General features: G+C 42.4%; 23 protein-coding genes. 15 read left to right on the top strand and 8 right to left on the bottom strand.

The window, feature by feature from the left end:
• Positions 1 to 251: 251 nt before the first annotated feature.
• The 3 genes from GMA13_RS09980 to GMA13_RS09990 all read right to left on the bottom strand — a co-directional run bounded on the left by GMA13_RS09980 (position 252) and on the right by GMA13_RS09990 (position 4443).
• Positions 252 to 2276, bottom strand: coding sequence for a hypothetical protein (locus GMA13_RS09980; protein ID WP_255884425.1), 2025 nt, complete (start codon positions 2274 to 2276; stop codon positions 252 to 254).
• Positions 2277 to 2585: 309 nt separating this feature from the next.
• Positions 2586 to 3248 carry a hypothetical protein gene (locus GMA13_RS09985; RefSeq protein ID WP_255884426.1) on the bottom strand — a complete coding sequence of 221 codons (663 nt, stop codon included), beginning with the start codon at positions 3246 to 3248 and terminating at the stop codon, positions 2586 to 2588.
• Between the two features lie 160 nt (positions 3249 to 3408).
• Entirely contained in the window at positions 3409 to 4443 is a 1035-nt protein-coding gene (locus GMA13_RS09990; protein WP_255884427.1) for a macro domain-containing protein, read from the bottom strand.
• A 505-nt stretch (positions 4444 to 4948) separates the two neighbouring features.
• Between GMA13_RS09990 and GMA13_RS09995 the strand changes: the two genes are divergently transcribed.
• Positions 4949 to 6223: an ATP-binding protein gene (locus GMA13_RS09995; RefSeq protein WP_255884428.1), complete on the top strand. Its 1275-nt coding sequence runs from the start codon at positions 4949 to 4951 to the stop codon at positions 6221 to 6223.
• Between the two features lie 638 nt (positions 6224 to 6861).
• Positions 6862 to 7080: a DUF6809 family protein gene (locus tag GMA13_RS10000; protein ID WP_255884429.1), complete on the top strand. Its 219-nt coding sequence runs from the start codon at positions 6862 to 6864 to the stop codon at positions 7078 to 7080.
• 185 nt (positions 7081 to 7265) lie between these two features.
• Here GMA13_RS10000 and GMA13_RS10005 read toward each other — a convergent pair whose 3' ends face one another.
• Both GMA13_RS10005 and GMA13_RS10010 read right to left on the bottom strand, forming a co-directional pair.
• Positions 7266 to 7913 (bottom strand): hypothetical protein, encoded by a 648-nt coding sequence (locus GMA13_RS10005; RefSeq protein ID WP_255884430.1) that lies wholly within the window; start codon positions 7911 to 7913, stop codon positions 7266 to 7268.
• 3 nt (positions 7914 to 7916) lie between these two features.
• Positions 7917 to 9239 (bottom strand): AAA family ATPase, encoded by a 1323-nt coding sequence (locus GMA13_RS10010; protein ID WP_255884431.1) that lies wholly within the window; start codon positions 9237 to 9239, stop codon positions 7917 to 7919.
• A 389-nt stretch (positions 9240 to 9628) separates the two neighbouring features.
• On the opposite strand from GMA13_RS10010, the gene GMA13_RS10015 reads away from it, so the two are divergent.
• The 6 genes from GMA13_RS10015 (at position 9629) to GMA13_RS10040 (ending at position 17588) form a co-directional block, all read left to right on the top strand.
• Positions 9629 to 9916 (top strand): DUF6809 family protein, encoded by a 288-nt coding sequence (locus GMA13_RS10015; protein ID WP_255884432.1) that lies wholly within the window; start codon positions 9629 to 9631, stop codon positions 9914 to 9916.
• Positions 9917 to 9935: 19 nt separating this feature from the next.
• Positions 9936 to 10163 (top strand): helix-turn-helix transcriptional regulator, encoded by a 228-nt coding sequence (locus GMA13_RS10020; RefSeq protein ID WP_255884433.1) that lies wholly within the window; start codon positions 9936 to 9938, stop codon positions 10161 to 10163.
• Positions 10164 to 10167: 4 nt separating this feature from the next.
• Positions 10168 to 12504 (top strand): M48 family metallopeptidase, encoded by a 2337-nt coding sequence (locus tag GMA13_RS10025; RefSeq protein WP_255884434.1) that lies wholly within the window; start codon positions 10168 to 10170, stop codon positions 12502 to 12504.
• A 16-nt stretch (positions 12505 to 12520) separates the two neighbouring features.
• A complete protein-coding gene (locus tag GMA13_RS10030; RefSeq protein WP_255884435.1) occupies positions 12521 to 13273 on the top strand; it encodes a hypothetical protein in 753 nt (250 codons plus the stop codon).
• A gap of 12 nt (positions 13274 to 13285) precedes the next feature.
• Positions 13286 to 14299, top strand: a complete 1014-nt coding sequence (locus GMA13_RS10035; protein WP_255884436.1) for a hypothetical protein — start codon at positions 13286 to 13288, stop codon at positions 14297 to 14299.
• Between the two features lie 139 nt (positions 14300 to 14438).
• The gene (locus GMA13_RS10040; RefSeq protein WP_255884437.1) at positions 14439 to 17588 is read left to right on the top strand and encodes a DUF3427 domain-containing protein; all 3150 of its coding nucleotides are present in this window, start codon (positions 14439 to 14441) and stop codon (positions 17586 to 17588) included.
• Between the two features lie 110 nt (positions 17589 to 17698).
• Here GMA13_RS10040 and GMA13_RS10045 read toward each other — a convergent pair whose 3' ends face one another.
• On the bottom strand, positions 17699 to 17839 hold the full coding sequence (locus GMA13_RS10045; RefSeq protein WP_255911205.1) for a hypothetical protein: 141 nt from the start codon (positions 17837 to 17839) through the stop codon (positions 17699 to 17701).
• 18 nt (positions 17840 to 17857) lie between these two features.
• Positions 17858 to 18127 (bottom strand): hypothetical protein, encoded by a 270-nt coding sequence (locus GMA13_RS10050; RefSeq protein ID WP_255884438.1) that lies wholly within the window; start codon positions 18125 to 18127, stop codon positions 17858 to 17860.
• Between the two features lie 574 nt (positions 18128 to 18701).
• On the opposite strand from GMA13_RS10050, the gene GMA13_RS10055 reads away from it, so the two are divergent.
• Positions 18702 to 18911 carry a hypothetical protein gene (locus GMA13_RS10055; protein WP_255884439.1) on the top strand — a complete coding sequence of 70 codons (210 nt, stop codon included), beginning with the start codon at positions 18702 to 18704 and terminating at the stop codon, positions 18909 to 18911.
• A gap of 481 nt (positions 18912 to 19392) precedes the next feature.
• The gene (locus tag GMA13_RS10060; protein WP_255884440.1) at positions 19393 to 19734 is read left to right on the top strand and encodes a hypothetical protein; all 342 of its coding nucleotides are present in this window, start codon (positions 19393 to 19395) and stop codon (positions 19732 to 19734) included.
• A 242-nt stretch (positions 19735 to 19976) separates the two neighbouring features.
• Here the strand turns inward: GMA13_RS10060 and dinB are convergent, their stop codons facing one another.
• Entirely contained in the window at positions 19977 to 21224 is a 1248-nt protein-coding gene (dinB, locus tag GMA13_RS10065; protein ID WP_255884441.1) for a DNA polymerase IV, read from the bottom strand.
• 187 nt (positions 21225 to 21411) lie between these two features.
• Here dinB and GMA13_RS10070 point away from each other — a divergent pair, with 187 nt between their 5' ends.
• The 5 genes from GMA13_RS10070 (at position 21412) to GMA13_RS10080 (ending at position 23241) form a co-directional block, all read left to right on the top strand.
• Positions 21412 to 21813: a helix-turn-helix domain-containing protein gene (locus tag GMA13_RS10070; RefSeq protein ID WP_255884442.1), complete on the top strand. Its 402-nt coding sequence runs from the start codon at positions 21412 to 21414 to the stop codon at positions 21811 to 21813.
• A 75-nt stretch (positions 21814 to 21888) separates the two neighbouring features.
• On the top strand, positions 21889 to 22080 hold the full coding sequence (locus GMA13_RS10665; protein ID WP_370687085.1) for a hypothetical protein: 192 nt from the start codon (positions 21889 to 21891) through the stop codon (positions 22078 to 22080).
• Positions 22081 to 22398, top strand: a complete 318-nt coding sequence (locus tag GMA13_RS10670) for an ImmA/IrrE family metallo-endopeptidase (protein WP_370687086.1) — start codon at positions 22081 to 22083, stop codon at positions 22396 to 22398.
• A 472-nt stretch (positions 22399 to 22870) separates the two neighbouring features.
• A complete protein-coding gene (locus GMA13_RS10675) occupies positions 22871 to 23116 on the top strand; it encodes a zinc-ribbon domain containing protein (RefSeq protein WP_370687087.1) in 246 nt (81 codons plus the stop codon).
• On the top strand, positions 23113 to 23241 hold the full coding sequence (locus GMA13_RS10080) for a hypothetical protein (RefSeq protein WP_255911210.1): 129 nt from the start codon (positions 23113 to 23115) through the stop codon (positions 23239 to 23241). The genes GMA13_RS10675 and GMA13_RS10080 overlap by 4 nt, the downstream gene beginning before the upstream one ends.
• Positions 23242 to 23323: the final 82 nt, after the last annotated feature.

Raw genomic sequence — 23323 nt, forward strand, 5'->3', positions numbered from 1 at the left:
TTACAATAGACTTGAACAATCTTATTGTATATCGATTGGTGATTTTTTTGTATAACTTTTTATGCACACCCGCATAGCGGGTGGTTGTTTGTTCCACGCACGGCGTTGAACTGGGTAAACCCATTAAAACTAACCGCCGGACTGTCTAAAATGGCTTAGTCCGGCGGTTGTTGGTTATAAAGGCGTGCAACATATTTTACCTCAAATTTTGTTCAAGTATTTTTATAAATCCTGACTATTTAGCACCTGCTTCATTCAGGCTGAATAATTTTTCTTACAATGAACCTTGCCTTACTGACAGGATACGGTGCTGCCCGTCCAATATATTGCCCAACGCAAACAACTCTGCCCTGTGTTTCTATGTTACCGGCAGGCACTATAACCAAATCTCCGATTTTTATCGTTTTATCCTCCGTTCTGTAATGGTACAGGTGTGAAGAATTCGGAAATTCAACCCCGCAAAAAATGTATATATTATTGTCATCAGCACAGTTATCCGAAGCTTTATCTGCGCAATCCGCCGGATTTTGCTTAAGTTTCCGTTCTTTACGTTTTTCAGTTTCTGTACTGCGTTTTTTGTTCAGTACGACATCATATGCTTCTCGGAACGCTTCCTCTGTTTCGTAATTGTCGGGATTAACCCCTAAAGTATCCCAACCACTGTAATCCTCACGCCAACTGAATTTTTCTTCGTTCAGAGCATCCATATACTCCTGCTCTGTTTCATAGTCACATGGGTCTAACCCGTATTTCTTTCCGTCGGGTACGTTTTTACGCCAAACGTTTTTGCGTGAATAGGCATACTGTTCACATTCGCTTTCAACACAATCTATATACTCGGCAATTACTGCTTCCCATTCCTCAATCTCGTCCTGCACCATTCCTATATCAACGGCTTTAACAAGCGGCAATAGCTCATTTTGAAAAAATTCGACAGACTCAAGCTCTTTATAGTTTTTGCACTCGCCAAGGGTATCTTCAGTAAGACCGTTTATTTTCCTCCATTGTCCGCAAGCCTTATTCAAACCACTTTTGAAAAGAGCTGTTGCGGTCACGTTACGCTTAATTGCAATCGCAATTGCTATCAGCCTTGGTAATCCGTCGGGTATTTCGGTGCCTTTCTCTGTAATATTTTTAAAGAAATCCGGATTTTCATCAAGATAACGTACAAGCTCGGCGGTGAACGCATCTGAGAATGTATACAGCTCGTCTATAACCAAATCCGTTAAATCGGACTCTGCAAAACTGTCATATTGAGCATATGGCAAAAACTGCTTTTGACACCATGACCACACCTTAAATGAGAGAGGAATATCTTTTTTGGCAAGCTTTTGGATTATTTTATTGAACTCATACTCTCTTTGTTCGTCCTCGTCAGGAAGCGACACGGGCAAAGTAAAGTTATCCTTTACAGCCTGAGCGTATAAAAATTCACCATTATAAGTCAGGTAATTTGCTGCAAGTATAGTATCAGCCTTTTCAAGAATAAACTGGCAGCAGGCGTTTTCCTGTTGTTCACCATAAATCTCATTATCTTCCGCAAGAGCTACTGCGGCGTTATATCTCCTCTTGTTCGGAAAATCTGATTCCTTAATTTCTTCAACCCTGTTAGTTGCAGGTATTTCAACGTCTGCCAATCCCGAACAGCCATCCTCCTTTGCGTTTTCCATCTCTTCCCCAATAGCTTCCACATATTCTTCTTCGGTTTCGTAATCTCCGGGGTCTACGCCAAAATCATTATCATTATCATCACAAGTGTCCCGCCAACCATATTTTGCTTCTTTGAGAGCTTCCTCATATTCTTCTTCGGTTTCGTAATCCTCAGGGTCTACGCCATAATCATTATCATTATCATCACAAGTGTCCCGCCAACCATATTTTGCTTCTTCAAGAGCTTCCTCATATTCTTCTTCGGTTTCGTAATCCTCAGGGTCTACGCCATAATCATTATCATTATCATCACAAGTGTCCCGCCAACCATATTTTGCTTCTTTGAGAGCTTCCTCATATTCTTCCTCTGTTTCGTAATCCTCAGGGTCTACGCCATAATCATATCCATCCTCGCACGTTTCACGCCAAGAGTAATCCTGATAACCTTTATAGGAGCTATTACTACTATCTGTATACGAGAAACTTCCGTCTGTTTTATCCTTTTTCATTTGCTTCCTGATAAAGTTATAGGCAAAGCCGGTTTCTAAAAAATCTTCTTTACCGTCACCATTAAAATCAAATAATCCGCCAAACGGGTTGTCCCAAAAGCTGCCTTTGTCCGCCATCTAACCTCATCCTCTCATATATTATTTAGTATATTATATATCTAATTTAGCTCATATTCAATAAAAAACAATAAACATCTCTTTGTTTTTATTAATATTTCACAAGATGAAAATTAGCGAACAGCTCTTTGAACTTTCGCAGACTCATGCAGGTTATGTTTGCTTAGGATTAAACCTCCACCGGAACAACACCGTTATCTATCTAAATCAAGAAGTCCACCTCATAAGGCAAAAATCCGAACTTCACTTTGGCAATTTAGGCGACCACTGTCTAAAGTCTATCACATATAGTGTACCATAAAATGGACTTTAGCGTGACTTTTTTCCTCTTTTTCTGTAATCTGAATCAATATCAGCACTCCAATCTTCACAAAGAGCTTCGCTGTTACGAACGCTGCATACTGCTCTTGCCACCGATTCATACACAACTCTGGTGCCTTCTTTATCGGCATTATAGTTAACTGCACGGTCTCTGTCAATACCGTAACGTGCAGCCGTTTCAACCGCATCTATATTCGCGCCAATGAAAAGGAACTCCCAGCCGTATCTCTCTTTCTGACGTTCAATCATCTGCTTAACACGGTCACTTGTGTATTTACGGCTGGCGTTTTCCATACCATCCGTAGTGATGATAAACATCGTATGCGCCGGAACATCCTCTGAACGAACATACTTATGAACGTTACCAATGTGATGGATTGTTCCACCAATAGCGTCGATAAGCGCTGTACAGCCGCCAACAGTATAATCTCTGTCGGTCATAGGCTTGATTTCGGAGAGCTTTACTCTATCGTGCAGAACCTCGCTGTGGTTGTCGAAAAGTACGGTAGAAACAAAGCATTCACCATCTTCCTTACGCTGTTTTTCAATCATTGCATTGAATCCGCCAATGGTGTCCGCCTCAAGGCCGGACATAGACCCGCTTCTGTCCAAGATAAATACCAATTCTGTAATGTTGTTCTTTCTTTCCATGATTATTACTCCTTGTCAATGAATTTTTTTACAAAGTTTTCACCAATCCCTAACTTGCATACCTTCAAAAAGAAAATGCGGCTGCAAGGTTTTCTTAACCTTACAACCACATTATATTGGTTTATGAAATTGAAATGGTCGCTTGTCGGGAGACTTTTAATCAGCAACCCAAAAGCACCTGGTCGAACTCAAACAAAGCCTCGTTAATTTCAAAAATATCATAGACTCCCTTTTGGATGAAGTAACGAATAATCTTATCAAAGGTGAAGCTGCGAGACAATGTTAAGCCGGCAGAGGCAAGCAAGTCCTGCGTTTCGTCCAAATTGAGCTTCAATGCTATTGCGAAAGCAACGGCGGTCTGCTTGGATGGTTTATATGTTTGCGGATTACACTTGATTTTGGAGAAGGTCTTTTTATCAACGTTGGCTTTTTTATAACATTCAACATCGGTCATACCACGCTCGTCAATCAAATCAAAAAGCTTGTAAGCAAATGACTTGTCCATCGCCTTCATATACTCGTGAAGAGATTTTCCGGCAATACCACTGCTTTCCGCTTTACACGGTGCCATCATTATTGGTGCAGCGTCTGTGCATACCTTGCGGACTGTTTCATCAGCGAGAATAGCAGACTCGAACACGCTGCCGATAAAATCCTCCTCATACTCATCCACGTAATTATCATTGATAATTTCGCTGATTTCAGAAAACAGTTTTTTGCTGAACTGATAGGATGTTCGGTCAAAAACACAGATGTATACCATCAGCTCGTGGTCAAACAAAAATTCTGTTATAACATGGATTGCGAACTTAAGAACCTGGTCTTTGGGATAGCCGTATGTACCGGATGAAATCAGCGGGAAAGCTATCGAATTGCAACCATTAGCCACAGCCAGTTTCAGTGATTCTATGTAACAGGATTTAAGGATGATACTCTCTCCGACAAGTCCACCTTGCCATACGGGACCCGATGTATGGATGATGTATTTGGCATCAAGGTTATAACCCTTGGTGATTTTGGCTGTACCAAGTCCGAGAGGTGCAATCTTCGCACACTCTGCATCGAGCAAAGGTCCGGCGCTTTTATGTACTGCGAGGTCTACGCCACTATAACCTACCATTTCTTCGTTGGTGGTGTTAACGATGGCGTCAACACGCATTTTTGTAATATCTTGCCTAATTATTTGTAGCGGCATAATAAACTCCCCTTCAAGTATTCGATACTATTATAACATAAACCTTTTATTTATTCAAATAAAGCCTTAAGTATAATTAATTCAACATTATTTTACTGCCATAATTTTACGAAAACTTATGTATATAAATATACTAATTTGAACTGCTTTTCAGAAATAGACAGACGAGGGCTATAGCGGTTGTTTAACGATAGGTCAGTGGAAATGTTGGGTTGTATCAAAAAGGGTATTGTTTTTGGAAAATCTTAGCATAATTGATACAATGCAACGAGTTTATAGGGTGTTGCAGTTAGTTAGGCGGTCAAAATTCTCGTGATTTCCATATACAAAGCATAGGGTAAAGTTTTTCTTTTCAAGCCAATCATCGGATTAATTTGTCGCCAATCGTCGGAAAAATAATTTGCCAATCGTCGGAAAAATAATTTGCCAATCGTCGGATTTCTATTGAAGAATAAATAAATACAGGGTATAATAAAGGCAGTGAAATGAAAGCGGGGTGCTTTAGTTGAAAAATTATAGAAAAAGAATTGCTGATGATATATTAAAACGCAAATTAGAAGGTAAAGGAGCAGTACTAATCGAAGGTCCTAAATGGTGTGGCAAAACAACAACAGCTGAACAGCTTGCTGCCAGTATTTTGTATATGGACGATCCGGAGAAAAAAGAACAAAATATTACTATGTCTGAGTTGAATCCGAAACTACTTTTAAAGGGTGCAACACCAAGGCTTATTGATGAATGGCAGCTTGCGCCAAAGCTATGGGATGCTATTCGTTTTGAAGTTGACCATCGTGGTGAGCTTGGACAATTTGTACTTACAGGTTCTGCTGTTCCTGCAAATACAAAAGAAATCACTCATTCCGGTACAGGTCGGTTTACTTGGCTTACCATGAGGCCTATGAGCTTATACGAATCGGGAGATTCAACGGGTGATGTTAGTTTAAAAGCTTTGTTTAATGGGGTTATCGATATCGAAGGTGAATCTAACCTTCAAATTGAACGGCTATCTTTTCTTGTGTGTAGAGGTGGATGGCCTCAAGCGGTGGGTATGCGTGATGAAATCGCATTGGATCAGGCAACAGACTATTATGATGCCATTGTTCGCTCCGATATAAATCGGGCAGACAATGTACAAAAGAATCCTGAAAAAGTTCGCAGACTTATGCGTTCTTATGCAAGAAACCAAGGTACTCAAGTACCAAATACTGTTCTTGCGCAAGATATTGCAGCCAATGACGAAACACCTATTAACGAAGAAACCATCTCTTCATATGTCAATGCATTACGCAAAATTTTTGTTGTAGAGGATATGCCTGCTTGGAATCCTAATATTAGATCGAAAACAGCTATTCGCTCTTCTGATACCAGATATTACATTGACCCTTCAATTGCAGCTGCTGCTTTAGGTATCGGTCCGAATGATTTAATAAACGACCTACGGACTTTTGGTTTTTTATTTGAAACTCTCTGTATCAGGGACCTTCGTGTTTTTGCAGACTCTTTGGGCGGTAATGTTTACCACTACCGAGATAAAGATGGGCAGGAATGTGATGCTGTTGTTCATTTGAGAAACGGCAAATATGGTCTTATTGAAATCAAGCTAGGTGGAGATAAACTTATTGAAGATGGTGCAGAAAGCCTGAAATCAATGGAATCTAAAATTGATACTGACAAAATGAAGTCTCCATCGTTCCTTATGGTTCTAACCGGAACCGGAGATTACGCATATCGCCGTAAAGATGGAGTGTATGTAGTTCCAATTGGCTGTTTGAAAAATTAATTAGATAATAACAACACAAATGATACTCAAAAAGCCTGAGTGGATTTTGGTTGAGGTGTATGCCGACGAAGGTTACAGCGGCACAAATTTTGACAGGCCCGATTGACAACACTTAATAGCTCTTGCGGAAGATGGCAAAATCGGGCTACCCGTACAAAAGCATTATATGGTTACCAGGCAGCCCCGAAGAGGAAGAACCAAAGCCCTTCCGCCACGCCGGCCGATTAACGAATAGCGGTTGTATAACGATAGGTCAGTGGAAATGTTGGGTTAAGTCCCAGTGCGGGGTAATAAAAGCAACGGAAAGAGCGTTGCAAGGTGGGTGGTATATGCCCAAAATGCAACGCTTGTTTTTATAGTCACTTATTCTATCTATGTTTTTCTCGGTAAAACGACGAAACCGCTATTGACACAATTGTATCAACAGCGGTATCTGACATGGTCATAGTGGGCGTGACGGAAGTGAGAGCAACACACCGAAACACATTGACAACACTACATTTTTACGGCATGAACGCACGGGTTTCTCAATCATTTAAGGAGAAACTGCCATGAATAGTTTTATCGAAGAGTTTTACTATGGAAATATTGACCCACAGACGCGAAGCTACGAACAAAACTAAAAGGTGCAACGCGATATGCAGACACTCACCGAAAGAGAGGACTTCCTCACGGACAAGCTATCCGGTGAGGAAAAGAAGCGCTTCATCCAGTATGTGGATACCTGGGCATCCGTCAACGGTGAATCCACCCTCGACAGCTTCATCACCGGCTTCCGCCTCGGTGCACAGTTTGCATTCGATACCTTCGTTACATCGAAGACACCTTATGCTGACTACCTGAAAGACGAGATATAAATGACAATCCGGCTCTGCCATACGGCGGAGCCGGATCATCGTTTGCAGTAATAATGCAAGAAGTTTATTAGCGCGTAATAGTCTGCGCTTATTACAGAAAAAATTCAACTCGTTTTTAAAATCCAATGGAAATTAGCCAGAGTTGCAAATGAGTCTAACTTTTCGAGAAGAAAAATTTCAATTCATTAGAATAATACTCGTTCTATTTCTTTTAGTGGAACAATATTACCCTTAATCAATACTTCCATATCTAAAGAATCAATTAATTTTTTTGCACGTTTCCCCTCATGATAATAATGACCGTGATCTTTAAAGAGATTCTTTAATTTAATTTTCCCTTTTCCACCTCTAAGAGTTACCGGTGGTTCGCATCCAATGAATTCACAAATCCCATTAATATCTTGAAGCATAACATCTTCAATATCAGCTGCCGCAGCAACGTCAACTATCTGCTTTGCTTTCTTTAACGACTCACGTAGGATTGCCCAGTCTCCCTCGTAAAATTTACTTATATCTTCCTTGTAGTCATCTTTATCATAACAAAGAAATACATTCCACTTCACTCTGGGACCATACTTTCCAACACATTGAGAATTAAACCATTTTCCTGTACGCGGAACTTGTGTGATTGTATTAACTACATTAAATTTTAACAGAGACACATCATCTCCAACATGCAATTCATAACTAATGTCTGGACTGGATGTTTCAACTATTCTTGATAGTGTCGCTCCATGTTTTCGGCAGAGATATTCCAAAAGAGAATAGTAGAACTCTTTTTCAGTATCTCCCTCCAAAATAAAAGCAGATCCGCTTTTGAATGCTTTTTCCACAGTTCAATCCTCCAAATATGCAGAGAGGATTTCGGCAGAATCATCATCTCCAGCCATAAGCTCGAATAAGTATTCGCCTATAGAAGTTTCTAATTCCCGTGTTACATTAATGAGATTTTTAATCTTTGTACGATGTATTTTTTTAAAACATGCTATTCCATTAACATTGTGCACACCGATATAGATTGATTCGGGCTTTAGGTATTGAATAAGATAAGGAGAATGACTTGTAACCACCATGGAGGCACTGTCTAAAATATAAGACAAAGATTCCAACAAATTTCTTATCATTTTCGGATGAATGCTTGTTTCAATTTCATCTACACCAATAAGATTAGTTCCATAGCAGTTTCCAAATACCGCATTAGCAATCAACCAAATTAACCTTTTTGTTCCGGTCGACATATACTCCATGCTAATTGGCTGGTTTAAATAACTGCTGTGAATTATTAAACGAAACAGTTCATCTTTTATGTGATATGGTATGTTTGCTTTTTCTGCATCTTCATTGTCTGTTTGAGATACCACAACTGCTTGGATTTGAGGCATTTCTTTAGCATTAAGCGAATACGATTGTAGCTCTATTTTTTTGAATTCCGGAAAAAGGTCATAAATGGTCTCAATAAATTGGTTGTACTGCACAGGATATTCTTTTTTTAAGATACTAAGCGCTTTGGGAATATCATTATCATCGAAAGCTAATGCTGAGTTCGTTCCAAAATCAAATTCGATGGGGTTTAACTGGAAAGATCTATCGAGTTCCAATGTATTACACATTCTATAAGCGAGTTTTTTTATAGATGTAACGACATCAGATATTTCTATATCATCAAGAGCAGATAAAATATCAATAGCTAAAATATCCTTAGCTAATGTAATTTTTCTGAATCCAGTTTTTGATTTTCCGGCGCGATACTGTCCCTTGTCTCGTTTTAAAAACGATGTGAAGCGTACGCTTTCGGTTTCGCGCATTTCAATATTTTCATCAGTTATAATGGCACCAGTATCAGTGTCATTTATCCATGAAAATTTAAAAGAATACCTTACGAATCGGTATTCTTTTAATGTTGGATCATCAAATTCGATTGAGAATATGAAGTCATTTCCTGCAAGTAGCGGTGAAAGAGGTATTCCCCGAGTCCAGCGCATCATATTTGCTCGTTGTTTTGGGGAAGCTCCAATGAAATCGAAAGCAAACCGAATGGCTTCAAGCAAATTGGATTTTCCGTAATTGTTTGTAGACACAATTGCGATAATTTTATCCAACTCAATCGTCGTTTTAGCTATATTTTTGAAATTACCTATAGTAATACTTTTGAGAGTCATATGTCGTTCCTCCTCATTCGTGCTATATAATTATAGCGTGCTGAATTTCAAATGTCAATGTTTTTGTTAAATTCATTCTGAAATACACGGTGATAATAGCAAATCATCCAAACGAATTCAAATAAAAAGTCGAGCTCGAATGTTATTTGTCGATTTGCCAAACTGCTATGAATAGGATTCTCTATTACTCCAAGGTCGCATAAAAAAGCAGGCTTCAGTTTCCCATAAGTCCCCATATTCTCCCTTATTTCACCATAGGTTGCTGCCAGTCGTGCTATGGTCACCGCGTGTGAAACTGAACTGAGAGAACACGAACAAAAGCTATTGAAAACACTACATTTTTACGGCATGGATGCACGGGCTTCTCAATGATTTAAGGAGAAACTGCCATGAATAGTTTTATTGAAGAGTTCTACTACGGCAATATCGACCCGCAGGCGCGTAGCTTTGATCAGAACAAAAAGGTACAGCGTGATATGCAGACACTCAACGAAAGCGAGGATTTCCTAACGGATAAGCTATCCGGTGAAGAAAAGAAGCGCTTCATCCAGTATGTGGATACCTGGGCATCCGTCAACGGTGAATCCACCCTTGATTCTTGTATTTTGCAAGAAATTCTTGATTTTCTGCAATTGCCACGTTATAATATTTCCAGTATATCCCTTTGCATCTGTTAGACTGGAACGGAGGTTGTATATGGCGGTCAATTACAACAAACTTTGGAAAATGATGATCGATAAGAATATGAGCAAAACGGAGCTGACGCATCTTGCAGGGATCAGTACAAATGCAATGGCTAAGCTGGGTCGGAATGAGGATGTTCGAGTAAAGACATTGGAAAAGTTATGCACATCACTTGACTGCAAGCTGGACGATATTGTGGAGTTTCTCCCGGATGCGAAGCAAACAGAGAAGGGGGAGTGATTTCATGGTATACAGTGCATCGTCATACAGACATGAGTTAGACCAACGGGCTTTTGAGGCCCTAAATAGATTTCCACGGTTTATAAAGCTGCGTGAAGCGTATATCTCCAATGTAGATGAGGTCGCTGCTAAAATTGACCTCATCTCTACGGCTATTCGAATCAGCAGCAAACAGTATCCGGACGTGTACAAGCTCCTTCCGCCTATATGCGAGAGACTCGATATTCCGGTTCCTGATATTTACTATGTGAGATCCAAACAGCTCAACGCATGGACGGCCGGAAACACAGCGCCCTATATCTGTGTTACATCCCGACTTGTCAACGAGCTTTCGCCTGATCTGATTGCCAGCGTCCTCGCCCACGAGTGCGGACATATAGCCTGTAAGCACTACCTGTATCATTCCATGGCAGGGCTTCTGATTGACGGTATCGACAGCAGCCCATTATCAAAAATACCGGCTGTCAGAAAATACCTTTCACCCTCGCTTGTTAGAGCTTTGCTGTTTTGGTATAGATGCAGCGAACTATCTGCTGACCGAGCCGCCGTTCTTTATGATGGAAGTGCAGATAAAACAGTGGACCTTCTACTGAAACTGCACGGTTATAAAAACGTTGACCGCCAGGAGTTTCTTAGGCAGGCAATGGATTTGAAAGCGTTAGTGAACGATTCAAAATCCAACAAACTGATGGAACTGATGCTGACACAGGACGAAACCCATCCACGGCTCGCTACTCGCGCCTACGAGTGCTATGAATGGTCACATTCGGAACAGTATCGGGGAATTGTTGACGGTACATATACACTTCGAGAAAAACAGGAAGAAGAAAATGTCTGTTCCGAAGAAGAAGTCGTTTCCGCACAACTGACTGTTTCCGCAGATAAACCGCAGGAAAAATTTGATCTTGATGCGATCAATCAATCGCTTCAAAGGGTCAATTCCGAGTTGGAGAGATACACCAACAATGCAGACAGGCGCGACTACGCGCTGGCTGTCGGAAGCGGCATTCTTTGTGGGATCATTGACAGCGTTTTTGTGGGAGAGTTCTCGTTGGATGAAGCTAATCAATGGGGCAACGAGAAAACAAGCGCTTTTGTGATGAAGGTTGCAAAAACGCAAGGATACAACGGCAACTCTCCTGCCGAAGCAATCAAATATCTGGAGGATATGTTCCCCATTGCGGCGGATAAAGTGACCGATCAATTCGGCGGGGGGTCTTACCATCATCTGAGAGACTTCTCCCATCACCCGACGCCGGTTGGTTTAGTGTGCTCCATTCTGACACAGTTTACCGGGAAAGTGTACGGAACGGATTTTCATGGGATGTTCCAAGCTGTCAGTCTGAACGAGGACGGACTTAGCCTGATTGGTAAGAACTTCCCGGAAAAAATCATGTTCGGCGTCATCAACTGGGCGTTTCACATGGTAAGCGATATAGCAGGATCGTCTGGTTCTGTGAGGAAAGGGAACTTGGGAACAGGACTTCCCGGACCTCTTGCTTCTATGTTAAAAGAGTTGTCTTTCACACCATTGTTCCAGAAGATGGACAAGAACGGTCACAAGGAGGTTTCCGTCTATGTTTCCAAGCTGTTCAACGGGACTTTGCTGGGAGAAAGAGACGGGAACGGCAAGCTGATCTCCGCACGGAAGTTTGATCTGAGAACAGAATTGGGGGCAGCGCACCATGTCGGACGCCAAGCCGTTCCTGTAATCATAAACGAATGTGTCATCAGAGCATTTTATTTCATCCGGCAGCTTACGATGGAGCTTTGTCGGGTCAGCCCTAAACAATTTAAGGATCTTACTGAGCTGCATTGGAATACGATTCTTCCTTTCCGCAACCGCACCGTGGAGCGCATGGTCACAATCTCGTCCATGACATTTACGGTTGCCGATACCGCCGATGCCGCCATTCACGCAGCCATTGAATCCGGTGGAAACTGGGTGCTGTTTTCCGGACGCTTTGTCACAAGATTTAACTATGTTGGCGCCGGCAGGGCTGCTGTTGCGATTGTCAAAGAGATTTCAAATGAGCGAAAAGAAACACAGCTTATCCATGAAAAGATGATCCTGTCCGAAGCGAAAGCTGCACTGTTCCTCGAACAGCTTCAGGAGTTCAAAGCAAAGCTGGAAGAAAAGGTGTCCAATGATCTCGCGGAGGATATTTCGGCGTTTATATCAGGCTTTGATTTTATGAATCAAGGCATTGCATCCGGCGATTCTGATCTTGTGATAAAAGGGAATGTCGTAATACAGAGAGTTCTCGGCAAAGAGCCGCAATTCACAAATCAAAAGGAATTTGACGACTTGATGGAGTCTGATATTCCTCTTGTACTATAATCCGGGAGGGAGCGTTATGGCAATAAAAGATTTTGGCAAGGACTTAAAAAGTTCTCTGCATGATGCCGTAGACACAGTTAAGGCAAAGGCAAAGGAAGTTGAGCTTCCCGATATTAAGGAAGCGGGCGAAAAAACATCGGAGCGCATAAAAAGCCTTTTCAATAAGACCGATGGGGACAAGCCATACAATGAAGCGGCAGTACCAACGCAAACTATTACAAGCATCTCAACACGATCTGCCATCAAAATAATCTATTTTCTTATGGCGGCAGATGGAGAAATCTATCACGGGGAAGAAGAAAAGTTTGATTTGATCGGCAAGGAGCTTGACCCGGATTTTTCTGACTCCAAGGAGCAAATCATCGGAGAGTGCCAAGGTGCTTTAGACAAGGTCATCGACCCGGAAGATTATTACGATGCACTTCAAGACGGCGCGGAAGAAGCTCTGCTTTCCTCTCAGAAAACGGAGGGTACATCCATTTCTCCGAAACACCTTGTGTGGAATCTTTTGTCGGTTGCCTACAGCGATGAAAAGTATAATGATACCGAAAGAAGGTTTTTGAAATATATCGTTCGAAAGCTCAACATTGATAAGGCAGTTTTCCTTGAAATGGAAAGCAGTATGCTGACGCTCATGGACATTGAACGGGAACTGGCGTGGATCAAAACCACAAACAGACCGTATCTTACAGTTGAAGCTATGGTCAATCAGCTTGCAGATAGAAAGAATGTCATTTCTGAAAGTGTTTTAGACCTGATATCATTGTGAGGAGAACGCAATATGCCGTTGCCATTACTGTTTATTGGCATTGCCGCAGCAACAGGCGGACTTGGTGTCGGAAAGACCATTAAAGCCGGAATTGATGCGAACAATGCAAAGAAAATCAATAAAAATGCGAATGAAATAGTAGAAGCGTCCACCGAATGGCTAAATGCTCAGAGGAAGGCTTGCGGAAATTCCCTGAGTCAGCTCGGTGAAGAAAAACTATTCGTTCTCAACAGCAGCATCACAGAATTTTTTGATACATTCATGAAAATCAAAAATGTTGATTTTCGTGAATCTGAGGGATTGGAAGAACTGAAAAAGCTCCATGTCGATGAGAAAGAATTTGTGGAACTGAAATCTATGGTGAGCTTTGCAGGATCACTCGCAGGAGGTGCAGTAGCGGGAACTGCCGGTGGAGCATTGGCTGCCTTTGGAGCATACGGTGCAGCACAGGCACTTGCCTTTGCATCTACAGGAACAGCGATTGCTTCTTTGAGCGGAGCCGCGGCCACCAATGCTACCTTGGCATTTTTCGGTGGAGGATCGCTTGCTGTCGGAGGGCTTGGCATTGCTGGCGGAACAGCAGTCCTTGGTGGTCTCGTTGCCGGCCCTGCTCTCATGGTCATGGGTTTTGTAGCCGGTCACGCCGCAAAGAAAGACCTCGAAAAAGCTTATACGAATAAAGCAGAGGCACTGCAAGTCGCCTCCCAACTCAACACGGCATCTTTGCAATGCGAAAGCATCCGCAGACGAACTTATATGTTCTACAATCTGCTCGCAAGACTCGACTCCTACTTCCTTCCCATGATCTATAAAATGGAGGATATTTTCCAATCAGAGGGTGATGATTATAAGCAATATAGCACAGAGTCCCGAAAGGTGATTGCATCCTGTGCAAGTATTGCCGTATCTATGAAATCCGTGTTGGACACGCCTATTTTGACGGATGATGGTCTGCTAACGGATGAGTCCGAAGCAACAGCGACAAACATCGAAGGATTTTTGCAGAATATGAGAATTAACATCTGATTACGAAGGCTTGTGCGTACGTTCTTGGCAATACCTATTTATATGATATCCCTTAAGAATTATCGGATTATAGAGTTGGGCAAGCACCTCAGTCATTTATCTATATAAATGAGAATATATTTGGATAACGGAGATTATTATGCTACATAATGGACTTTACGAACAAATCATAAATAAGGGCCTGGATTCAGAGCTTTCCGGTACGGACAAGCTCTCTCAAACTGCGCCTATTGATAGTGCGGAAGCGTCCAAAGTGTTAGCAAAATACGTTGCCGAGATCGTTGAAAAGGGCCTCAACAACGTAAAAGACAACGGCGGTGATCTCAACTCTCAGGTTGAGCTTATCAACCGCATTGTGTCCACCATCATGACCGAAACAAAAGAAGCTGGCTTCGACACGCTCTCGGTTGCAGAGCGCGCGGAGCAGCTTCTCGCGCTTTTTGATAAGAAAAATAATGTATTGGCGCTGGACGAAAAGGCAGAAATCATCCGCCCGGAGACCTCGATCGCTCAAAGCTCACTTTTCACTGGAGCCATTCACGAGCCGCAGATGTTTACCGAGCTTAAGAAAGAAATCGTATCCTGCAATCGCATTGACATGCTGGTTTCCTTCATCAAGTGGAGTGGCCTGCGCTTGATTATGGACGAGCTGGCGACCTTTACGCAGAACGGCGGTGAATTGCGCATCATTACCACCTCCTACATGGGTGCAACCGATGTGAAAGCCATTGAGGAGCTCCGCAAGCTGCCCAATACACTCATAAAGGTCAGCTACGACACAAAACGTACCCGCTTGCACGCAAAAACCTATGTTTTCTACCGAGATACGGGCTTTACGACTGCCTATGTCGGCTCATCTAACCTCTCCAATGCTGCGATTTCCAGCGGCCTTGAATGGAACGTAAAGGTCACGAAAAAGGATTTGCCGGAGACTATTGACAAGATTGCCGCGACATTTGAAAGCTACTGGAATTCGAGTGAATTTGAATATTACAGCGAGGATCAGAAGGAACGCCTTGCTCGCGCCCTGAAAGCGGAAAAGTATTTCGACACCAATAATGCCGAGATCTACACGATGGATATCCAGCCCTACTCCTATCAGCAGGAGATTCTGGACAAGCTCGATGCCGAGCGCAACGTGCGCGGTTATTATCATAATCTTGTTGTTGCCGCCACTGGCACCGGTAAAACGGTCATTTCTGCGCTGGATTATAAGCGCTTCCGTAAACAAAACACCGGTCGGTCTTGCCGTCTGCTGTTCATTGCTCACCGTGAAGAAATCCTCAAGCAGAGCCTTTATACCTTCCGTGCGGTACTCAAAGATGCTAACTTCGGAGAAATGTTTGTCGGAAGCTATAAGCCGGATAACATCGATAATCTTTTCATATCGATTCAGACATTCAATTCGCAGGATTTCACCTCGAAAACCACACCGGATTACTATGACTACATCATCGTGGACGAGTTCCACCACGCAGCGGCTCCCACCTATCAGAAGCTTCTTTCGTACTATCAGCCGAAGATCCTGCTCGGCTTGACGGCCACCCCGGAGCGTATGGATGGCAAGAGTATCCTGCCGTATTTCAATAACCGTATCGCCGCCGAGATTCGTCTGCCGGAAGCCATTGACCGCAAGCTGCTCTGCCCGTTCCAGTATTTTGGCGTGACCGACACGGTTGATTTGGATAAGCTCAAATGGGCTAATGGCGGTTATGATAAGGGCGAATTGTCCCGCATTTATACGCTCAGCGGGATGATGGCAAACCGCCGCGCTGATTTGGTAGTATCATCCTTGCTCAAATATGTGACGGACATTGACGATGTGAAGGGGCTTGGATTCTGCGTTACCATCGAACACGCTGAATTCATGTCCGATTACTTCAATGCGCACGGCATCCCGTCCATGTTCTTAACCGGGAAATCTCCCGACGAAGAAAGAAAAGAAGCAAAAAATCGCCTCGTTTCCGGCAATGTCCGCTTCATCTTTGTCGTTGATATTTATAATGAAGGAGTCGATATTCCAGAAGTCAACACTGTTCTTTTCCTGCGTCCGACCGAATCTCTGACCGTATTTTTACAGCAGCTTGGTCGTGGTCTCCGTCTGTCTGAAGATAAAGAATGTTTGACCGTTCTCGACTTTATCGGTCAGGCAAACCGCAAATATAACTTTGAAGATAAGTTCGCCGCGCTTCTTTCCAACACTACACGCAGCGTGACACGGGAAATCAAGGACGGCTTTATCTCGCTGCCGAAGGGCTGCTATGTGCAGCTGGAGAAACAGGCGGCGAAATACATACTCGATAATATTCGCGCATCCTACGGCAACAGTGCCGGTCTGGTGATGCGCATTGCCTCCTTTGAGGAAGATACCGGGTTGAAGCTCACATTGGCAAATTTCTTGGATTATTACCACATCGATTCGCGACAGGTCTATAAGTTCGATACATTCTCTCGGCTTTGTGCACGTGCTGACGTGATTGATGATTTCTCGGAGCCGTTGGAAAAAACAATGCAGAAAGCATTTGCGCGTCTCTGCACCATTGACTCCCGTCGACTCGTCAAGTTCTTGCTGAACGTTCTTCCCAACATTAACAATACAGACTTTTCAAAACTTACCCCGGTAGAACAGCGCATGATGCAGATGTTCTATGTCTCTGTTTGGCTGAAAGCGGCAGACGATTGGAATAGCGATGAGGTGCTTGAAAACCTGTATGCACTGGCTGACAGTCCGGTCCTTCTTGGTGAGCTGATTGATTTGTTGCAATATAATTACGACCATATTGACTTCATCGACAAACCCGTAAGTGTTGGCTTCGATTGTCCGCTCGATTTACATTGCACCTATACCCGTGACCAGCTTCTTGTGGCGCTTGATTTTATGAAGCCATCCACCGTTCGTGAGGGTGTGAAATGGTTGCCTGAAAAGAACATCGACGTGTTCTTTGTGACCTTGAACAAGGCGGATAAGGACTACTCACCGACTACGATGTATAACGATTATTCGATCAACAGTGAGTTGTTCCATTGGCAGAGCCAGAGCACCACAGCGGCGGATTCTCCCACCGGTCAGCGATACATTCACCACCGTGAAAAAGGCAGTCGTGTTCTGCTGTTCGTCCGTGAATTCAAATCGGATCGTATTTCCGGAAGCGCTGCCTCCTATACCTATCTTGGCACAGCAAACTATGTGAAACACGACGGCGAAAAACCGATGAATATCACTTGGAAACTGGATCATCCGATCCCGGCGAAGTATTTGAAGAAGACAACCAAGTTGGTTGTGGGGTAACATTCATCTGATTCAATAGCAGGTATTGCACATCATTACGGGTATCCGCTCTTTGCGGTTTGTCGGGTCTTACATAAGCTTTCTCAGGGCGATTATGTAAGGCTCTTTTCTTATGCTCTGATTGCTATTTCCAAGCCATACGGCAGGCTTTGAATACATTTCCTCACCTTGACGTATCGGCTCTCTACGGCTTTACCACAGGCAAGCAGCGGAGCTATAAAAGCGGCTAAACCCTTTGGCAAATATCCCATTATGTAGCTGCCTTTGCCTCATACGGTTGCCACTACTGCAACGGCGTTTTTGTCGTACTCGTTGCCCGGTTCGTGCTTCAATGTGATTGTAATATCTTCTCTGCGGTATCTTTCGAGGTGTTCAAGCGCCTTTTGCCGCTGCTTGTATGTAACGCCATTAACCTTTGTTACTGCTTGCGGCAGCTTAACGAGTATCCACGCCTTAACCATTGCAGCGGCTCGGGTGTAGCCTTGCTTTACTAAGCTGTTGGCTATTGTGCAGACTTTTGATTGTTTCGCTCTTTTCATTTGGTGTTGCTCCTTTCGTGTTTTATAAGGCTTTTGATGGGAGAGCCTTTCAACTCCCACAGGCTTTTAGCCTGCAACCTGTGAAGCCTCGGTTTTTATCGGTGACCCGTAACGGACCTTTAACAGAAGTTCTACCGGGCGGTTGTATCCGGTATCCGCCAAACCGCTTTGTAAAGGTGTTTCCGTTCCTTTACTATGGTTATATTATACTACTTGTACAAGTAGTATTCAATAGGCAGTATAGCCAAACTTGTACAAGTATATTTGTGTATTTTTATACTTGTACAATACCGATATGTGTGATATAATGTAAACTGTAAAGGAATGGCGGCGGTTGTTTCAGCTCCCAAATGTTTGGGGGTGATGTGTATGACGGAGACAGTGTTGTTAATTGTTCTAATAATTGCGCTTGCGGAAGTTGTTAAAAACATAAAAAAACAACCGCCCTGTGCCGGTAACACAAGACGGTTATTATTAAATAATAAAAATCGTTAGCGGAACAGCCAAACCATTCCTTTGCACTTTTATCTTATCACAGGAATGGAACGGTGTCAATAGATTAGGCGGTGAAAATATGGCAGAAAATCAAGGCAATTCACAAACAAGAGCCAAAAATAAGTATAATGCAAAAAACTACGACAGCTTGCGCATTATAGTAAAAAAAGGCAACAAAGATATTATCAAAGCTCACGCAGCGGAGCAGGGCGAAAGCATAAACGGCTTTGTAAACCGTGCAATAGATGAAGCTATGAAGCGTGATAACTCAGCGGCAAAGCCTGAATAATGCCGCTGACAGCATAAAATATTCTTGGTAACTTGCGGTAACTCATTGTAATTTTCCGTAATTTATACAATTTGCAGCAAAAGCAATCATCATCTTTGTAAAATTTACCTGTATCTTTTTGTTTAAAAATCAGTATAATATAAATAGAGGATAAATCCTCTAAAGTACGTTTCACAATGTACGGGATAACATTGTTAGATACAAATACGTTTTGCATTGTACGGAAAACAATGTTGATACAAATACGTTTCACAATGTACGGGATAACATTGTTGAGCCCCAGATTTTATTATCTGGGGCTCGGATTTTAAGAGGGGTTAGGGAAGTTATATATGATTGAGAATGGAATATATATTTTGCAAAAGCGGATTTTTATAATATTATTCGGAGCATCGGAGGTAAATGGAACGATAGCAAAGAACGTCCTCTAGTATGTTTATTTAAGTTAGATGAATTTGATAATATTTATTGGGCTATTCCAATGGGTAATTGGAATCATAGAGATGCGGAAGCAAAAAAGAGAATAAATATTTATATAAACAGAGATGATAAAGACATTGCATCTTGCTTTTATCATATTGGCAGAACAACAACGAAAAGTATATTTTTTATAAGTGATGTAATACCAATTACCGATAAATACATAGAAAGACAATATTTAGGCTATGACCGAAATGCCTATATAATAAAAAATCCAAATTTACTAAGTGAATTAGAACGAAAACTTAAAAGAATTATATTTTTTGAAGATAAAAATAAAAATTACTTTAGACAACATATTACAGATATAAAGAATTATTTAATTGAAGAACAAAACAAATAAAATATAATGTGTTTTTGAGGACGTAACGGGCAGCCGTAGCCTTCGCAAGAGGTTAGGAGATGTGGGAGTGTCGCCCCACCAATAACATACGCTTAATAAGGCAGGTTCTGAAATATGGGCTTGCCTTTTCTCTTTATCTGCTACAGCGGCAAAGCCTGAGTAATGCCGCTGCACATAACAGAATAAACAACATACCCCATAGGTTGCTGTTGTTTTGTGGTTGCGTAACTCATAACATACTCCTACATAACCATTCCTGTTGGCATTTGCATCTCGACATCACGATCAGTGGGCATCTTGATGTTTCTGCACAATGTTGCAAGTAATATTGCGTTTTTTCCAAATCGTTCTCTAATATTTTCGATTGTGTCTTCCAGTCGTTCTCTCTTTACTATCTCAGACGAATCAGAAAAGAGAGTCAGTTGCTCGGATTCGGATTGAGAGGTTAGGTTGATGGCTCTCACCGTTACCGAACGGATGTCATTTTCCCATACATACGACCTCGTAAACAAATCAAAAGCTGCTTTTGCAATCACTGCGGAGCTATATGTCTTAACAGGGAGTTGACATTGCCATTGTTTTGTTTCGAGCTGATTGTTTCGGATGCAGATCGCCACACCGCCGGCTTTCTTGTTATACACCCGAAGTTTGTGCCCGATGTCCTGAACTAACGAGAGCATTACATTCCAGACCTCGGCTGCATTTTCCAAATCTTCTTTTGTGGTTATCCCATGTCCTATTGATTTTATGGGTGGCTCATAATCAAATGGCGCGACTGGAGAGTGGTCCAGACCGTTGGCATATTGGATTATCATTTCACCGCATTTACCGAGCCTACGTTTCAGTAGATCTATTGGGGCTTGGGCGAGATCTCCAATGGTTCGGATACAATAGGAATTGAGAACTTTTTCAGTTGTCCGACCTACGCCGAGCATGTCTGATGCAGGTAGGCTCCATATCTTTTCTCTGAAGGTACTTTGGGGAATTACGGTTGTTGCATCCGGCTTCTTCATATCACTTCCAAGTTTTGCGAATATCTTGTTGAAAGACACTCCCACAGAAATGGTAAGCCCTAATTCAAGATACATCTGCTCACGCAGACGGTTGGCAATTTCTTCTCCGGTGCCGCATATTCCCCGGCTACCTGTAACATCGAGCCAGCATTCATCCATGCCATACGGCTCGATAAGGTCGGTATATTGGGAATATATCTTCCTTGCCAATCTTGAATACTTGAGGTATTCCTCATAATGAGGTGGGACGATAACAAGATCTTTGCACTTCTGTTTTGCTTGCCATAGAGCTTCGCCGGTCTGTATGCCGTATTTCTTGGCGTGATAATTCTTTGCAAGGATGATTCCGTGTCGGTTCTCCACATCACCACCTACAGCGACCGGTTTATCTCGGAGTTTCATGTTCAGCATGCATTCCACAAACGCATAGAAGTTGTTCATATCACAATGTAGGATGGTGCGCCCCACTTTTTTCACCTCATTTTCGACATTTTTGCAAAAAGGACTTGACGAAAGTTCTTGCGTGTTGTATTATTATCTTACGAAAGAACTTGCGTGCTGTGCTTTAGATTATAGTGCGAATGAACTTGCGTGTCAATAGGTTTTTTACGAAACTTATTGCGTGTTCGTAAAAATGTTAAACTTCAACCGAAGGGGTATGATTATGAAATTTAGTGAGAGACTAAAAGCTATTCGAGAGGAGAAGGGTCTGACTCAGCAGGAACTCTCCAAGCGCTCTGGCGTTTCGCTTAGAACAATCCAAAACTATGAAAGTGGTGCATATAGACCTCGCTTTGGGATCGTTGATAAACTTGCAGAAGCTCTCGAAGTTTCTTCGCCTGAATTGCTCGGTCAGAGTGGTATGCTGATTGCAGATGCACACGAGCAAGGGGGGGCAAAGGCTGCACGTGAAGTAAAAGAACTGGTTGACGAACTTGTTGGCGTGTTCGCCGGTGGAGAGCTTCCCCAAGAAGAGAGAGAAGCATACATGGCTGCTTTAACAAAGGCTTACTTCGAATCCAGTGCAGAAAATAAAAAATACACACCCAAGAAGTATCGCAAGTGATAATGTTCGGTTTATGGGACATATCCTGTGAGATAATTTACTTGTGATAATTTTAGGTGTGAAGGAGATTTTAAGGTGTCTGTAGAATACATAACTCAAAAAGGCGCCCAGCTTGTGCGAAAATTTGGTACACGTGATCCTTTCAAGATAGCAGAAGGTCTTGGCATTAAAGTGATGTTTGTTGATGAATTTAAAGACTTGAAAGGAGTTTACAAAGTTATTAAGCGCAACCGTTGGATTTTCATTAACCCTAATCTGTCCGAATAGATGCAGAAGGTTGTTTGCGCTCACGAGCTTGGACATGATCAGTTGCATCGTCATCTTGCCAAGAGCGATGGACTTATGGAATTCGTTTTATATGATATGGCTTCGCGGTCTGAGTATGAAGCAAACGTTCTTGCTTCGGAGATTCTTCTTTCCGATGAAGAGATGCTTGAGCATATACGCAATGGCTATGATTCTCAACAGATTGCATGTATAATGCACTCAGACATAAACTTAGTTGCTTTGAAGGCAGCAACAATGGATTTCAAGAGGGGCTACGGTTTCCGAAAACTTGATCACAATAGCACTTTTCTGAAATGAACGACCGCCGATTGCTCGGTGGTCGTTTGATTATAATTAGGTTTTATCCTTCATGCAAATACTCTTTCTTATTTGCCGTGGTCAAGACCACGGTTTTTTATTTTGCCACACCGAACACCTTCACTATAGCGAACACACAACGCTATACAAGTGAACGCAGTACAGCGAGCAATCACAGTATAGCGAACACACAACGCTACAGTAATGCAAGTAAACCGCCACCAAACGCTGCTAAAACGTTGCCCACAACACCCCTACTATAAAAGCGAACCCGAACATACACGGCAATATTATCAGAAAACCGATCACCCCCGATCCACCGCTTTATATACGAAAGGATTTAAAAAACCGAACAGCCCCAGAAAACACGCTTTCCATTGAAAAGTGTTACACACCAAACACCGCTACTAAATAAGCGGACAGAACGCAACCCCACCCCCAAACGCTATACAGTCGAAAGGAAGTGCTTTTTATGTCAAAGCAAATTATCTGCAGAAGTTGCGGATGCAAATTCACACTCACAGAAAGGCAAATTGAGTTCTATGCCGAAAATGGTTGGTCAACACCGTGCCATTGTACCACTTGTCGAAAAGAAAAAAGGCAAGAGCGAGCAAGTCAATATTACGGTTTGTATGATGCCATAGCAAATTACACCCCATGCAAAAAGCGAAAACAAAGAGTTCATTACAGACCGTATCTCGTAGGAGGATTCAGATGAAAAGAGAAAGGTTATGTTTAGATTGTGGCTGTTATTTCACCATCTCCTTGGGTGAAATAAAGAAATTGAAAGCAAAAGGCAATCAAAACCACCCGTCTAACGGGTGGTTTGCACAAGGGCTATAAGCCCAAGCTACCGGCCAGCGCCTAAAGACGCTGGCTTTCACTTTAGTTCAAGCCTATTGCCTTTGCCTCTTTCGCCGCCCCT

The sequence above is a fragment of the Ruminococcus sp. zg-924 genome, from assembly GCF_024433635.1.
Classification (GTDB): domain Bacteria; phylum Bacillota; class Clostridia; order Oscillospirales; family Acutalibacteraceae; genus UBA7067.